Annotated in this window: 12 protein-coding genes; 9 read left to right on the forward strand and 3 right to left on the reverse strand. The window is 51.0% G+C overall.

Features of this window, described 5'->3' with window-relative positions:
• The 5 genes from dnaA to panD all read left to right on the forward strand — a co-directional run bounded on the left by dnaA (position 1) and on the right by panD (position 6,540).
• Entirely contained in the window at positions 1 to 1,422 is a 1,422-nt protein-coding gene (dnaA, locus tag AC3QL0_RS00005; protein WP_493009490.1) for a chromosomal replication initiator protein DnaA, read from the forward strand.
• A gap of 2 nt (positions 1,423 to 1,424) precedes the next feature.
• Positions 1,425 to 2,534: a DNA polymerase III subunit beta gene (gene dnaN / locus AC3QL0_RS00010; RefSeq protein ID WP_493009491.1), complete on the forward strand. Its 1,110-nt coding sequence runs from the start codon at positions 1,425 to 1,427 to the stop codon at positions 2,532 to 2,534.
• A gap of 30 nt (positions 2,535 to 2,564) precedes the next feature.
• Positions 2,565 to 5,006 carry a DNA topoisomerase (ATP-hydrolyzing) subunit B gene (gyrB, locus tag AC3QL0_RS00015; protein ID WP_493009492.1) on the forward strand — a complete coding sequence of 814 codons (2,442 nt, stop codon included), beginning with the start codon at positions 2,565 to 2,567 and terminating at the stop codon, positions 5,004 to 5,006.
• A gap of 163 nt (positions 5,007 to 5,169) precedes the next feature.
• The gene (locus tag AC3QL0_RS00020; RefSeq protein WP_493009493.1) at positions 5,170 to 5,871 is read left to right on the forward strand and encodes a pseudouridine synthase; all 702 of its coding nucleotides are present in this window, start codon (positions 5,170 to 5,172) and stop codon (positions 5,869 to 5,871) included.
• A 123-nt stretch (positions 5,872 to 5,994) separates the two neighbouring features.
• Entirely contained in the window at positions 5,995 to 6,540 is a 546-nt protein-coding gene (gene panD / locus AC3QL0_RS00025; protein ID WP_430221942.1) for an aspartate 1-decarboxylase, read from the forward strand.
• Positions 6,541 to 7,131: 591 nt separating this feature from the next.
• Here panD and AC3QL0_RS00030 read toward each other — a convergent pair.
• From AC3QL0_RS00030 to AC3QL0_RS00040, 3 genes are all read right to left on the reverse strand, one after another.
• The gene (locus tag AC3QL0_RS00030; RefSeq protein WP_493009495.1) at positions 7,132 to 8,238 is read right to left on the reverse strand and encodes a branched-chain amino acid aminotransferase; all 1,107 of its coding nucleotides are present in this window, start codon (positions 8,236 to 8,238) and stop codon (positions 7,132 to 7,134) included.
• Between the two features lie 90 nt (positions 8,239 to 8,328).
• The gene (locus AC3QL0_RS00035) at positions 8,329 to 9,678 is read right to left on the reverse strand and encodes a sensor histidine kinase (RefSeq protein WP_493009496.1); all 1,350 of its coding nucleotides are present in this window, start codon (positions 9,676 to 9,678) and stop codon (positions 8,329 to 8,331) included.
• Positions 9,675 to 10,382: a response regulator transcription factor gene (locus AC3QL0_RS00040; protein WP_493009497.1), complete on the reverse strand. Its 708-nt coding sequence runs from the start codon at positions 10,380 to 10,382 to the stop codon at positions 9,675 to 9,677. The genes AC3QL0_RS00035 and AC3QL0_RS00040 overlap by 4 nt, the downstream gene beginning before the upstream one ends.
• Before the next feature lie 271 nt (positions 10,383 to 10,653).
• Between AC3QL0_RS00040 and AC3QL0_RS00045 the strand changes: the two genes are divergently transcribed.
• From AC3QL0_RS00045 to AC3QL0_RS00060, 4 genes are all read left to right on the forward strand, one after another.
• Positions 10,654 to 12,939: a TonB-dependent receptor gene (locus AC3QL0_RS00045; protein WP_493009498.1), complete on the forward strand. Its 2,286-nt coding sequence runs from the start codon at positions 10,654 to 10,656 to the stop codon at positions 12,937 to 12,939.
• Between the two features lie 63 nt (positions 12,940 to 13,002).
• Positions 13,003 to 13,683: a Fe2+-dependent dioxygenase gene (locus AC3QL0_RS00050; protein WP_493009499.1), complete on the forward strand. Its 681-nt coding sequence runs from the start codon at positions 13,003 to 13,005 to the stop codon at positions 13,681 to 13,683.
• A complete protein-coding gene (locus AC3QL0_RS00055) occupies positions 13,680 to 14,789 on the forward strand; it encodes an alpha-hydroxy acid oxidase (RefSeq protein WP_493009500.1) in 1,110 nt (369 codons plus the stop codon). Before AC3QL0_RS00050 ends, AC3QL0_RS00055 begins: the two co-directional genes overlap by 4 nt.
• The gene (locus tag AC3QL0_RS00060) at positions 14,786 to 15,247 is read left to right on the forward strand and encodes a Fur family transcriptional regulator (protein WP_493009501.1); all 462 of its coding nucleotides are present in this window, start codon (positions 14,786 to 14,788) and stop codon (positions 15,245 to 15,247) included. Before AC3QL0_RS00055 ends, AC3QL0_RS00060 begins: the two co-directional genes overlap by 4 nt.
• Positions 15,248 to 15,262 lie beyond the last annotated feature (15 nt).

Raw genomic sequence — 15,262 nt, forward strand, 5'->3', positions numbered from 1 at the left:
ATGAACGAATTTTGGCAGTCTTGCGTTCAGACGCTTGAACAGGAGCTCCCGCCGCAGCAAATTAGTGCTTGGATACGCCCTTTGGTTCCTTTGGAATACGATGAAGGGCAGGCAATCTTGCGCCTGTCAGCGCCGAACCGTTTTAAATTGGATTGGGTGCGTAAGAACTTTTCGCACCGCATACAGGACTTAGCCAGCGAATGGTTCGGTCGTCCTGTTGAGCTTGCGTTAGAGCTGGCTGCTAATGCACCTGCTGCACAACCTGCTGTGCCACGTCGTATGCCATCAGCGGCATCAGCATCGGGTGCAGTTGCACCGTCTGCGATGGGCGGCGTTGAACCGGCGGCTGAAGCCGCGGTTGTGAATCCCGCTGCCGTTGTGGCTGATGCGGTACACGAACGTTCGCGTTTGAATCCTGAGCTGACTTTCGATAATTTCGTGACTGGTAAAGCCAACCAGTTGGCACGTGCTGCCGCGTTACAAGTTGCTGAAAATCCAGGTGTGTCCTACAACCCGCTGTTTTTGTATGGTGGTGTGGGCCTGGGTAAGACTCACTTGATTCACGCTATTGGTAACGCCTTGTTGGCAAATGGCACAGGTATGCGTGTACGTTACGTGCACGCTGACCAATATGTGTCCGATGTGGTGAAAGCGTATCAACGTAAAGCCTTTGATGAGTTCAAACGCTACTACCACTCGCTGGATTTATTGTTAATTGACGATATTCAGTTTTTTGCTGGTAAGAACCGTACACAAGAAGAGTTTTTCTACGCGTTTGAAGCCATGGTGGCACAGCGCAAGCAGATCATTATCACGTCGGATACCTATCCAAAAGAACTGTCTAATATCGATAGCCGACTGATTTCTCGATTTGACTCTGGTTTGACGGTGGCTATTGAGCCGCCTGAACTAGAGATGCGAGTCGCCATTTTGCTGCGTAAAGCACAGACCGAAGGCATTGTGATGCCAGAGGAAGTCGCGTTCTTTATCGCCAAGCATTTGCGCAGTAACGTGCGTGAGCTGGAAGGCGCGCTGCGTAAGGTATCGGCCTACGCCCGTTTCCATGGCCGCGATGTGCTGAGTGTAGAAGTCTGTAAAGATGCCTTGAAGGATTTACTCTCTGTTTCCAATGGGCAGATTACGGTAGAAAACATTCAGAAAACGGTAGCAGATTTCTATAAAATCAAAGTAGCGGACATGTACTCAAAACGACGTCCTGCTAATATTGCCCTGCCCCGCCAAATTGCTATGTATTTGGCCAAAGAACTCACTCAAAAAAGTCTGCCAGAAATTGGCGAGTTGTTTGGTGGGCGGGATCACACGACGGTGCTGCATGCGGTGCGTAAAATTACTGAGGCACGCAGCAAGCAGACAGAGTTGAATCACTCTTTACACGTACTTGAACAAACCCTGAAAGGATGACCATGCAACTTGTACAAGCCTCTCGTGACGCATTGCTCAAGCCATTATCGACAGTAGTAGGGATTGTCGAGCGTCGCCACACCTTGCCTATTCTTGCCAACATTCTTTTGCGCAAAGAAGGCTCTAGGGTTTCGTTTATTGCCTCCGATATGGAAGTGCAAATCACCACTCATGCTGATTTTGGTGTGGGTGATGAGAATGTGGCAACCACGGTTGCTGCACGTAAATTACTGGATATTCTGCGCGCCTTGCCTGATGTGGGTGACGTAGTGCTGTCTCTGGTAGATGGCAAACTGATTGTGCAGTCTGGTCGTAGCCGTTTTGCGTTGCAAACCATGGATGCTAACGAGTTCCCTACTTTGGCTCAGCCAGAGCAGTGGGATGTATCGTTGGCATTGCCTCAGCGCACATTGAAGCACTTGTTCAACACGGCGCACTTCGCGATGGCTCAACAAGATATCCGTTACTACTTGAACGGTATGTTGTTTGTGTTTGAACCCGGTTGGGTACGTACCGTGGCAACAGATAGCCACCGTTTGGTACACAATGGTACCGAGATCGAAGGGTTAGAAAGCCGCCAAGACGTCATTGTTCCACGTAAAACAGTGCTGGAAATGCAGCGTCTGTTGGGTGAGATTGATGATGCTGTGCAAATTCAGGTGGCAGGCGGCCAGATTCGCTTCAGCTTTGACCAAGTTGAGCTGATCTCCAAGTTGGTGGAAGGGAAATTCCCTGATTTCACCCGCGTGATTCCATCTACCTATACACGCCATTTCACGGTCAACCGTGAAGCGCTGCAAGGTAGTTTGCAACGTGCGGCTATTTTGACCACCGACAAACTGCGTGGCGTACGTGTGAACTTGGCGAACCACCAGTTGCGTATTTCTGCTTCCAACGCGGAGCAAGAAGAAGCCAACGAAGAAATTGAAATTGACTACGAATTTGAGCCACTGGATGTAGGCTTTAACGTCAGCTACTTGCTGGATGTATTGGCGAACGTCAAAACCGAACAGGTACGCTGGTCGGTGCAGCCGGATTCCAATGCATCGGTGCTGATCACTCTGCCCGATGAGGATGCATTCAAATACGTTGTCATGCCAATGCGCATTTAAGCATTGGCTTACTAAGGGTATAAACAATACATGTCAGATCAAAGCACTCCAAACACCGAGTACGGCGCCGATTCAATTCGCATGCTCAAAGGCCTGGAAGCGGTTCGTAAACGCCCAGGCATGTACATTGGCGATACCTCGGACGGTACCGGTTTGCACCATATGGTATTCGAGGTGGTGGATAACGCCATTGACGAAGCGCTGGCCGGGCATTGTGATGAAATTCTTGTCACTATCCACGCAGACAACAGTATTTCTGTCTGCGATAACGGACGTGGTATTCCTACGGACATTCACAAAGACGACGAAGAGCAACGTAGTGCTGCTGAAATCGTTATGACAGAACTGCACGCCGGCGGTAAGTTTGACCAGAACTCCTACAAGGTGTCTGGCGGCTTGCACGGGGTAGGTGTGTCGTGTGTGAACGCGTTGTCCGAGTGGTTGGATCTGACAATCTGGCGTAATGGCCATGAACACTACCTGCGTTTTCAGCGTGGTGAGCGTGTAGAGCCGTTGAAAGTGGTTGGCGATGCCAACAAAACTGGTACGCAAGTACGTTACTTGGCTGACCACGAGATTTTCAACAACGTAGAGTACACCTACGAGATCTTGGCAAAACGCCTGCGCGAATTGTCCTTCTTGAATAATGGCGTCAAAGTTAAGCTGATTGACGAGCGCCAGAACAAAGAAGAAGACTTCGCTTTCTTAGGTGGCGTCAAAGGCTTTGTGGAATACATCAACCGCGGTAAAAGCGTGTTGCACCCTAACGTGTTCTCGGTAGAAACAGAATCCGAAGCCGGTGGTGTGTTGGTAGGCGTGGAAATCGCCATGCAGTGGAATGACAGCTACGCTGAAAACGTGCTGTGTTTCACCAATAACATTCCTCAGCGTGATGGTGGTAGTCACTTAACTGGCCTGCGTGCTGCAATGACTCGCGTGCTGAACAAATACATCAGCGATAACGAGTTAGCTAAACGCGCCAAGGTAGAAACCTCCGGCGACGATATGCGCGAAGGTTTAGCCTGCGTGTTGTCGGTGAAAGTGCCTGAGCCTAAGTTCAGTAGCCAGACTAAAGACAAATTGGTATCCAGTGAAGTGCGTCCTGCCGTTGAAGAAGCGGTAAGCCGTACCTTAGAAACCTGGTTGCAAGAAAACCCAACCGACGCACGCTCAGTCTGCAACAAGATTATTGAAGCAGCGCGCGCCCGTGAGGCCGCTCGTAAGGCGCGTGAAGTAACGCGTCGTAAGAGCGTGCTGGAAGGTGCTGGTTTGCCTGGCAAACTGGCTGACTGCCAAGAAAAAGACCCAGCGAAATCCGAACTGTACATTGTGGAGGGTGACTCCGCGGGTGGTTCGGCTAAGCAAGGCCGTGACCGTAAATTCCAAGCGATTTTGCCGCTGCGAGGCAAAATTCTGAACGTGGAAAAAGCACGTTTCGACAAACTGATCAGCAGCGAACAGGTCACTGTATTGATTACCGCTTTGGGTACCAGCATTGGCCCAGATTTCGACGTCAGCAAATTGCGGTACCACCGCATCATCATCATGACTGACGCGGACGTGGATGGTGCACACATTCGTACCCTGCTGCTGACGCTGATTTACCGTCAGATGCCAGAGTTGATCGAACGTGGATACATCTACATTGCGCAACCACCACTGTACAAAGTAAAAGTGGGCCGTGATGAGCGCTATCTGAAAGACGAAGCGGAAGAAGCTCAGTTTATGCTGACCATTGCCGTGAAAGATGCGCAATTGCTGCCACGTGAAGGTGCAGAGCCTATTACAGGTAATGCGCTGGAAAGCTTGGTGCGTCAGTACGTATTGGCTGACCAAGTGATTGATAGATTGTCCCGCTTAATGGATAGCGAAGTACTGTCAGCGATTGCTGAGGGTAGCGTTATCAAGCTGGATGACGAAGCCGCTGCACAGCAATCAGCTAAAGAGCTGCTAGAACGTTTGCAAGACCCCGCTAACCCACATCTGTTTACCGTCAGCGTAGAGCAAGACGATGCAGGTCAGTGGCGCTTGCTGGCAAACCGCCTGCACCACGGTAACGTACGTGTGAGTGTGTTTGATAAAGCCTTCTTGCGTGGCTCCGACTACCTGACACTAAGCCGTGCTGGTCAAACCTTCTTGGGTCTGATTGGTGAAGGCGCGATGGTAATGCGTGGCGAAGGTGATCGCCGTAAAGAGTCGCCAATTGACGACTTCCGTGACGCGATGCACTGGCTGCGTTCCGAAGCGGAACGTGGTGTGTCCAAACAGCGCTATAAAGGTCTGGGTGAGATGAACCCCGAGCAGTTGTGGGAAACCACCATGGACCCATCTGCCCGTCGTCTGCTGCAAGTACGTATCGAAGACGCTATCGCTGCGGATCAGGTATTCACTACCTTGATGGGTGATGAAGTTGAGCCACGTCGTGCGTTTATCGAAACTCACGCCTTGCAGGCTGGCAACATTGACGTGTAATTGCTGTGGGTTTCCACATCAATGTGATCAATGAGGTTTGAAAAAAAGCGGACTACTTTTTGTGGGTCCGCTTTTTCTTTATCTGTGTTGAGTTCAGGCCGTTGTTACGTTGAACACAGCTAAAAACAGAAAATTAGTTAACAACGCTTTGTTTGGAAATGGAATGCGCCTAGATAAGTTTCTTGGTGAGAGCACCGACCTCAGCCGCTCTGATGCACGTAAAGTGCTCAAAAGCGAGGAAATCACGGTTAACGGTGAGGTGGTCACCAAAGGCACCTACATAGTGCAAGAGGGCGACGTCGTTAAGTGGGAAGATGACGTGCTCGAATTGATTGGTTTGCGTTATCTGATGCTCAACAAACCCGCTGGCTATGAGTGCAGTCTTAAGAATAGTGCTTACCCTTCAGTCATGACGCTGTTGGACATAGAAAAGCGCGATCGTTTGCACACTGTAGGTAGGCTGGATGTAGATACCACAGGGTTGATTTTGATTACGGACGACGGCCAATGGACGCACCGTATTATTTCGCCCCGCCATCAGTGCGATAAGGTCTATGTAGCAACCTTGGCTGAGCCGTTGCCCGATAATGCCGAAGCTGTATTTCAAGCAGGTATTTTGTTGAATGGTGAAGACAAAGCCACCTTACCTGCTGTGTTAGAACGCATTGACGAGCGCACGGCACGACTCACTATCCAAGAAGGCAAATACCATCAGGTTAAACGCATGTTTGCCTCGTTGGGGAACTTGGTTCTGACCTTGCATCGTGAGCGTATTGGCTCGTTGGCGTTGGATGATACGTTGGAACTGGGCGAGTCTCGCTACTTAACCCCTGCCGAAGTGCAGCAGTTTGTAGAAGAAGGCTAACGTGGTTTTCCCACTCCTACGCCACCATTTGCGTAGAGATTGGGTAAAATGGTTTAGCAATCAACGGGGCCTACGGCCCATGATGTTGACCGATTTTTTATCTTTTGATGGCCCATTACTAGCATGAAAAAAGTTGTCCGCGCCAAGCTGCACGGTATCACCATTACCGGAGCGGATCTGAACTACCATGGTTCCATTACCTTGGATCCGGAAGTCTGCGAACAAGCAGGTATTTTTCCGATGGAGTTCGTGGAAATCTGGAATAAGCAAAGCGGTGCGCGGATTTCTACTTACGTGATTTATGGTGAGCCAGGCTCACGCTGCTGCATTTTGAACGGTGCCGCAGCACGTACGTGCCAGAAAGGCGATCAGGTCATTATTTGCGCATCCGAGTATGTGCAAACGGCTGAGTTGTACGATCTGCGCCCTACCGTGTTGACCTTCACACCTGATAATCAGATTGATGAAGTCATGCACTACGAAGTGCGTAAAACGCCTGAGCGCGATTTCGATTTCCGCATCGTGCGTGACGACCGCCCTACTTCTGATCAGCGTACGTTGGTGGATGTAGATGTGGCTGCCCTGACGGCCGATCTTAAGGCGCGCGGGTTAAGCGATCATGCGATTGCTGATGTGCTGTCTTGTCATCTGTCGCAGTTTGCGCGCTAAGGTGTTTATACCTCGGTAGATAGATGTATTGCTGTATAAGTTGAATAAGCCCCTGTAGAAATGCAGGGGTTTGTTTTTTGTGGGCGCTACGTTGAAGGTTTGTAGGCTGTGACGCTCTATTCATCGCACGCGTTGGGGAACTGCAGGAATACTTTTTGTGATTTGAGACACCAAATCAAAAAAGTTTCCTCTCCGTCCCCCCCCCTACAGTTTTGATCGGCGATAGATTTACTGCCCTTTCTTGTGTGCCGTTGGCCTGTTTTTAATGAGCCAATTGAATAGCGTAATCCTCAGGGAAAAGCGGGCATAGAACACAGGCATGTCTACATTTGTGCTTAAGACGTAGTATCTATCCATGTACTACAGGCACTTTTAGTCGCTTCTGATTCCTGGTTGTAGATAAGGTTTGGCCCTCTTGATTGCGTGTTGTTATGTAGCGTGACTGGCTAGAGCAAAGCCTAAGGCTACGGCAGCCCAGTGTAGGCACGTAGCAATGATGCCCAGCTACCACTGATACTTAAGAACAGCCTCCACAACCATAAAAAAAGCCCGACGCAAGCATCGGGCTTTTTCTACAGCTTGGTGAAGAACTTACACCAAACGTACTAACCAACCGTGTGGATCTGGAGCGCGACCGTATTGCAGGTCGGTCAATGCTTGACGCAGTTCCATGGTGATTTTGCCTGCTGGGGCATCTGGGTTGCCAATCGCGAAGTCATGGCCTTTCAGTTGACCAATAGGGGTCACGACAGCGGCTGTACCACAAGCAAAGGCTTCTACGATATCGCCGGAAGCAACGCCTTCGCGCCATTCTTCAACGGTGATACGACTCTCTTCCACTTCGTGGCCGCGATCGCGTGCCAGTTGGATGATGCTAGCGCGAGTGATACCTTCCAGGATGCTGCCAGACAGTGCTGGGGTCAGCAGGCTACCGTCTTTGCGTACTAGGAACAGGTTCATACCGCCTAGCTCTTCCAAGTATTTGCCTTCTACGGAATCTAAGAACAGTACTTGTGAACAGCCGTTGTCGCTGGCTTCTTGTTGTGGCACCAAGGATGCAGCGTAGTTACCGCCACACTTGGCTGCGCCGGTACCGCCGCGGCCTGCACGGTTCAGTTCGGTGGACAACCAGATAGACACAGGTGCTACGCCTTTGGCGAAGTAGGCACCGGCTGGGCTGGCAATCACGTAGTAAGCGGCACGTTGTGCAGCGCGTACGCCTAAGAAGCTTTCGTTAGCAATGCTGAATGGACGCAGGTACAGGCTGGTCTCTGGCGCAGAAGGTACCCAGTCAGCGTCTGTCTTGACCAGTTGTTTGATGGACTCTACGAACAAGTCTGTAGGCAACTGAGGTAAGGCCAAACGGCTGGCAGAACGCTGTAAGCGTGCGGCGTTGGCTTCTGGGCGGAATGTCCAGATAGAACCGTCAGCATGACGGTAGGCTTTTAGGCCTTCAAAAATTTCCTGACCGTAGTGCAGTACCGATGAAGCAGGATCCAGTTGCAGTGGGCCGTACGGCTGAATGCGGGCATCGTGCCAACCTTGCTCGACGCTCCAATCAATGGCAGCCATGTGATCGGTGAAATACTGACCAAAACCCGGTTTAGCCAGAATGGTGGCGCGCTCTTCCGCGGAACGTGGATGAGTAGAACGGTTGATACTAAAGGCCAGCGATGGCTGAGCGGATTCGGTATTCATGTCAAAGCTCTGCTAAGAGGAAATAAACAATCCTTTAGTGTATTCCAAACTGGGCCGAATGGTGACGGCCTTGCTGGTTCTCCACGATTTTTAGGTAGGATTATGTGGTTGGTGGTGAAAACGCAAGGTAAAACATGTGCCGTGACCATCTTCAACGGGGGAAGTCACTTCTAATTGCCACGATTGCATGTGGCAAACCCGTTTCGCAATGGCTAGGCCCAAGCCAGCTTGGTGCTCTAAGTCACTGCCTGTGTTGGAAGATACAGTGGCTTGCGGGTCTATAAGTTGATCTGTGCGTCTATGGCTGAAATAGCGCTCAAAGATAGAGGTGAGTTCGTCTGCGGCGATACCCGGGCCATCATCTGTGAATTGCAAGCCGTTTTCTATAGAGGTAACGGTTAATGTCGCAGGGGCGGCGTGGGCAATAGCGTTACGCAAAATATTGCGTATGACGGTCATTAAGGCATGCTGATTCAGCGATGGGCGCTGTGCTGTGTCCACCAAATTTTTAATGATGAGCTTAGCGTTTTCAGCGTCTTGTGCTTGCCCTGCCATTGCATCTTGCAGGCAGTCATACAGGGATATCTCAGCACGGGTTTCGGTATCACTCGCATGGCAAAGGCTGTAGGTGCTTTCTAGTGATTGTTTGATGTCTTGTACGGCATGCACAATGCGTTGCAGTCGTGGACGTTCAGACTCATTCACCATCTGATGGCGCAACATCAACTCGGCATCACTGCGAATAATGCTTAGCGGCGTACGAATTTCATGGTGCAGGTTAGCGGTGAATTCACGCTGGTTGGCAATGGTGGCGTCTACTTGATCTTGCGCACGGCTAAAGATCTCCATCAAACGAGCTTCTTCGTCGGTATGGGGAATAGCACTTTTATAGTCACTGGGTAACCAGCGCGTAAGCCGTTCTGTCATGGTATTGATAGGGGTGACTAACCAACGGGCAATGGCTCTACTGAAGAACAGTGCCAGCAAGGTACAGAGCAGCACAATCCCCGCCAAAGCCAGCGCAAACTGGCGCGATTGTTCTATCAGCACAACGGAGTCATACAACACGTAAAGACGGCCATCCATCACATTGGCTACTTGCACGTGCCAGCCGGTGTTGCCCTTATCTATGTAGTGCAAACCCAGCGGCAGTTCACGTAGTTCTTCTGGCATGCTGGGGGCGAGCAAGGTATCGGTTTCACCCCACGCATACATGGACGGCCCCATGTCGCGCTCGAACGGCTGTTGCCAATGATCACCAAAGCGGGATACTCGCACCGCGATGCGCTTGGACTCAGTTTGCACCAAGGTATCCAGCATGTTTTCTTCTAGCGTGGTGTAGATGGCATAAGTGACTACCGCCGATAAACTGACCGCCAGAAAAATTAATAGGGTGAGAACTAAGGTGATGCGTCCAGACAGCGAGCGACGTAGCTTCATGGTGTATCCAGCGTGAGTCGCCAACCTATGCCATGCACGGTTTCTATGCCTTCGTACTGATGTTGCTGTAGGGTTTTACGCAATAGGTGCAATTGACTACGTAGCGCTTCAGAGGATGGTGGCTCCCCTTGCCACAAGTACTCTTCCAGTTTTTGTCTAGGTACGATGCGGCCGGAATAGCGCATTAGCATTTCTAGAATCATCAAACATTTGCGCGGCAGTTTAATGGTTTCGCCATTAATGCTAAGGCTTTTGTCGGCCACCACGTAGCACAGCGGGCCGTATTGCAACGAGAAAGCGGTATCGCACAACTGCCGTGAACGACGTATGAGCGCTTGGGCGCGCACAACGACCTCTTCGAGTGCAAAGGGTTTAGTGAGATAGTCGTCGGCACCGCAGGCAAAGCCTTGCAGTTTGTCTTCCAGTGTCGCCCTTGCTGTGAGTAAGAGTACGGGCGTAGATAGACTGAGTTTGCGGCGCATTTTTTGCAGCATGCTCAAACCGTCCATACCGGGTAGCCCTATATCCAGCAGCACCAGATCGTAGTTGCCTTGTTCTAGGCGATGCAATGCCGATGGCGCATCTCTAGAGATATCGGCAGTAAAGCCTTCGGCCTCTAACGTGAGCAGAATGTTCTCGGCAATGACGGATTCGTCTTCGACGATCAGTACGGTGTAGGGGATAGGGTTTTGTTTCTCAGTCATGAGGATGATCTTCAAGCGGCATCCTGAATACGCTTCAGGCGGGCGCAGACATTTAGGGTAGCAGAGTCAGCGTGAAATTATCATCGAATTATAAATAAGATTGATTATTGTTTTGTTTTATTGCGTGTCAGAGTTTTATTGACGAAAACTTCACGTTCCACTCTTTATTCTGAAATAAGAACAAGTCTCATTTGTTTTGATTGGCGGCTTTTACTAGGGGCAACACCTCGGCTGTAAAGGTTGGCCCTTTTTTATTTCAGGAGAGAGGTACGTGTTAAGCAATTACGCGTCAGCGCAGCAGGACAAGGCGTTGGAGGGGACAACCGTTTTGTCCATGGACAGTTTCAAGCCGGCATTTGGTACGGTAGTGTTGGCAGGCGCAATGGTCGCCATGTCGCCAGTACAAGCAGAAGAAAACAATGCTACCGCAGCCGAAGCAACTGTTCTTAAAGAAATTCGAGTGATGGGTGACGTACCTAACGATACTTACCAAACACCTAGCTCACTTTCCAGCCCTAAATTTACCGCCCCCTTATTGGACACCCCCCGCACGGTGAACATCATCACCGAGCAGCAAATGAAAGACCGTGGTGCCACATCGTTGCAAGACGTGTTGCGTACTACACCCGGGGTGACATTGGGCTCGGGTGAAGGTGGTACCCCAGTGGGTGACCGTCCATTCATTCGCGGCTACGAAGCCAGTACCGATATTTTCATTGATGGTTTGCGTGACTACGCTCGTGGTTCACACGAAACCTTCAACTTGGAAGCGGTAGAAATCATCAAAGGTCCTAGCTCTGCCTACACAGGCCGTGGTGGTACCGGCGGTAGCATCAACTTGACCACTAAAGCACCAAGGCTAGAGCCATTTGTGGAATTGAGTGCAGGCTTTGGTAATGCCAGTCAGTGGCGAACCACGGCTGATGCCAACATGCCCATTGGTGATAGTACTGCCATCCGTTTGAACGTGATGAAAATGGGTGGCGATGTACCAGGCCGTGATGGCCCAGAGATTGACCGTTGGGGCGTAGCACCTTCAATCGCGTTTGGTTTGGGTACCCCTACCCGCCTGACGCTGTCGTACTCCGAGTTGAAAAACAAGGATACGCCAGACTTGGGTATTCCATTTGCGAATGCCGTGAATGATAGGGATACACCGCCCAATGTGGATAGAGAGAACTTTTATGGTCGTATGAACGCAGACTTCCGCGAGAACACCATGAAAACCTCGACGATGTTGTTCGAGCATGATTTCTCAGATCAAACGCACTTCCGCAATATCACGCGTCATTCCGAGTCGTTGAATAACTACTTGATGACTAGGCCCAGTTTTGATAACTGCACCCCTTCTAAAACTAATCCTAACCCTGCACCTAGCTGCTATACCGAAGGCCCTGATGCACAATTCAAACGCGATAACCGTGCTCGTTGGCGCTATAACACCGCAGTGCAGAACCAAACCGACTTGTACGGTACCTTCAATACAGGTTTCATGAAGCACTCGTATAGTGCTGGTGTGGAGTTCACCTACGAGAAAGTTTATAGCCGTGCTGTGACAGGTTTGCCTGCGATAGACACTGATTCTTTGTGGAACCCTAATCCTAATAGGCCTTACAACTTCCGTCTTCAGTACGGTGATAAAACCCAAGACGGTTACATCAAAACGCGCTCCATCTACTTCATGGACACCATCGCACTTAGCGAGCAGTTCTTGCTGAACTTGGGTCTGCGTCGTGAAAGCTTTACCGTTGATGATTTCAAGACAAAGAGCAAGGATAATTTCTGGAATTACCAATTAGGTGCTGTTTATAAGCCTGCCGAAAATGGCAGTATCTACGTGTCGTATGCAACATCCTCTAACCCAGCTGGCGAAAACTTAGGCCAAGGTGGAGGGGCGGACGGTGCAGCTGGTACCGCGACTGTGCGTGATATGAAACCCGAGAAAAGCTACAGTTGGGAAATTGGTACCAAGTGGGATGTATTCGACGAACGCTTGTCACTGACGGCCGCCTACTTTGAAACTCATAAAACGGATGCACGTTCCTCTGATCCGTTAACGGGAGATGTAACTCTTAACGGTAGTAACCGTGTGCGAGGGGTGGAGCTTGGTGCTTCGGGGGCGATTACACCACGTTGGAATGTGTGGGCAGGATATACCTATCTAGCACCTAAAATTAAGGAGTACCAAAACTGTAGTGGTGACGGCATTTTGAGACCTCGTGTATGCAGCGTGTATGACGGTAACCAAACCAAGTTTATCGCACGTCACAGCGCCAGCTTGTGGACTACCTACAAGATCTTGCCTGAGCTGACTTTGGGTGGCGGTGTGACCTACTTAGGCAAACGCTATGTAGATGATGCCAACACATTAGAACTGCCTAGCTACCTGCGTTACGACGCTATGTTGCAGTACGACGTAAGTAAGAGTTTGTCCTTGCAGTTCAACGCGAATAACCTGTCTAACAATGCGCTGTATGATGCATCGCACGTAGGGGTGTTTGCAAACGTCGCTCCCGGACGTTCTTATATGTTCAGTGCCACCTATCGCTGGGAGTAAGCCATAGGACAGCAACAGAGCCTGTTCGCGACGGCTCTGTTGCTGGCACATTAGGAGAAACAGATGATTCTGGTGATTCCCGAAGTTTTCAGTGCAGAAGAGTGCCACGCCATACGTGAACGGCTGGCACAGGCATTCTGGCAAGATGGCCGTGCAACCGCAGGCTATATCGCGGTACAGCAAAAAAGTAATGAGCAATTGAATGTGCAAGACCCCGTGGCAATAGAACTTGCCCAAGCGGTGTTGCAACGCTTGTCCTCGTTGCCTAAGTTTGTGTCCTTTGCCCTGCCCCTGAAAATACTGCCGCCTATGTTTAACCGCTACCAGGGCGGGGGCGCTTACGGGTTTCATATTGATAACGCCATACGTGTGCACCCACAAACGGGTGAGCGTATACGTACAGACATTTCCACCACCGTATTCTTTAGTGACCCAGATAGCTACGAAGGTGGAGAGCTAGAAATTCAAGACAACTACGGCACACAGCGCGTCAAACTACCAGCTGGTCATGCTGTGGTGTACCCCGGCACCAGCTTGCACCGCGTCTGTCCGGTCACGCAGGGTGAACGGCTTGCGGCCTTTTTCTGGACACAAAGCATGGTGCGCGAAGACAGCGCCCGTCAGTCCTTATACGAACTGGACAATGTGGTGCAGCAATTGGCGAGCCGTGGTGATTCGGTAGATGAAGTCACACGCTTATCTGGCGTGTATCACAACCTTATACGCCAATGGGGAGAGACATGAGCCAAGCCGAGGCATCCTTGCAAGGGCTAAGCTGCTTGGCTGATTACGCACAGCGTGCCAGCGAGCTATTACCGGCGGCGACGTGGGCGTATGTAAACTCGGGGGCGGCGGATGGCATCACCCAACGTCGTAATGCGGCAGCCTTTGAACAGCGGATGCTATGGCCGCATGTATTGCGCCGTATTACCGAGGGCAACACTGAACTGGAGCTGTTCGGTAAACGTTATGCACACCCTATTTTCATCGCACCCACGGCTTTTCATGCTTTAGCGCATGCCGATGCAGAACGCGCGACTGCTATTGCCGCTGCTGCACTGCAAGCCGTGTACGTGGTCAGCACCCAAGCCAGTGTCAGCCTAGAAGACGTAGCCGCTGCTACATCCGGCCCACGTTGGTTTCAGTTGTATTGGCAGGCCGATAAAGAGGTCAATTTGGCCTTATTGCGCCGTGCTGAAGCTGCAGGTTACGAAGCCATCGTGATGACGGTAGATGCGCCCATACAAGGCAGCCGTAATGCCGAGCAACGATCTGGCTTTAGCCTGCCTGCGAGCATCAAACCTGTGAACTTGCTGCCCTATGCAGACAAGTTGCAAATACCCGGCGTATTAGAAGCTGGGCAGTCTTTATTTCAACATCCCCTCGTCACTCAAATGGCGAGTTGGGATGACGTGGCATGGTTAGTCAAACACACCACCCTACCCGTACTGGTAAAAGGCATCTTGCGCCCGGCCGATGCGCAGCTAGCCGTGCAAGCGGGGGCAGCGGGTGTGATAGTGTCTAACCACGGTGGACGTGTACTAGACAGCGTGCCTGCCGCCTTAGATGTATTGCCGCTAGTGGTAGCCGCCGTTGGTGCCCACGTACCGGTGTTGGTGGATGGCGGCATACAGCGTGGCACAGACGTACTAAAAGCCTTGGCCTTAGGTGCCAAAGCGGTATTGATTGGGCGGCCCGTATTGCACGGGTTGGCGGTTGCAGGCGCTACAGGGGTAGCACACATATTGCACCTACTACGCACCGAACTAGAAAGCAGCATGGTGTTAAGCGGAGTAGGTTCCTTGGAAGACATAGATTCTTCCTTACTTTGGCAAGGGAGTAACACATGACGAATGTATTAATGACACACAGTGTGGGCGCTGGCTTGTTGCGCCAAGCAGGTATACGCATGACACTGGCGCGTTTGGCGGTACTGAATGTGCTGCACGAACAGAAAGAAGCCATGACCGTAGAAGAAATCTTCAACCAACTACAGCACCACAACACACCGCTTAGTCTGGGTACGGTGTACGGCACCTTGAAACACCTGCACGATGCTGGCGTGATCTATGCACATATGGAACAAGGTAGGAAGCTGCTGTATTCCATGCAGGATGAACAGCCTGTGGGGAGCATGAGCTGCGTTACCTGCGGCAAAAAACAATCCATGGACGACAAACGGATATTACGCGCGGTGGAACAAGCGTGTGCGGATCAGGGCGTGAAGCTGGAGATGTATAGGCTGAACGTGTCGGTGGTGTGTGAGGAGTGTGCGGAGCAGCCTAAGGTTAGGGTTGTGGGGGGGTGATTCAAAATCCCCGCC

Source organism: Paenalcaligenes sp. GW821-LYS-B07-1 (assembly GCF_058803365.1).

Coding starts and splice junctions, on each gene's coding strand:
- gyrB (WP_493009492.1), top strand. CDS start 2,565: ATGTCAGATCAAAGCACTCCAAACACCGAGTACGGCGCCGATTCAATT.
- AC3QL0_RS00060 (WP_493009501.1), top strand. CDS start 14,786: ATGACGAATGTATTAATGACACACAGTGTGGGCGCTGGCTTGTTGCGC.
- AC3QL0_RS00050 (WP_493009499.1), top strand. CDS start 13,003: ATGATTCTGGTGATTCCCGAAGTTTTCAGTGCAGAAGAGTGCCACGCC.
- AC3QL0_RS00030 (WP_493009495.1), bottom strand. CDS start 8,238: ATGAATACCGAATCCGCTCAGCCATCGCTGGCCTTTAGTATCAACCGT.
- AC3QL0_RS00055 (WP_493009500.1), top strand. CDS start 13,680: ATGAGCCAAGCCGAGGCATCCTTGCAAGGGCTAAGCTGCTTGGCTGAT.
- AC3QL0_RS00035 (WP_493009496.1), bottom strand. CDS start 9,678: ATGAAGCTACGTCGCTCGCTGTCTGGACGCATCACCTTAGTTCTCACC.
- AC3QL0_RS00020 (WP_493009493.1), top strand. CDS start 5,170: ATGCGCCTAGATAAGTTTCTTGGTGAGAGCACCGACCTCAGCCGCTCT.
- dnaN (WP_493009491.1), top strand. CDS start 1,425: ATGCAACTTGTACAAGCCTCTCGTGACGCATTGCTCAAGCCATTATCG.
- dnaA (WP_493009490.1), top strand. CDS start 1: ATGAACGAATTTTGGCAGTCTTGCGTTCAGACGCTTGAACAGGAGCTC.
- AC3QL0_RS00040 (WP_493009497.1), bottom strand. CDS start 10,382: ATGACTGAGAAACAAAACCCTATCCCCTACACCGTACTGATCGTCGAA.
- panD (WP_430221942.1), top strand. CDS start 5,995: ATGAAAAAAGTTGTCCGCGCCAAGCTGCACGGTATCACCATTACCGGA.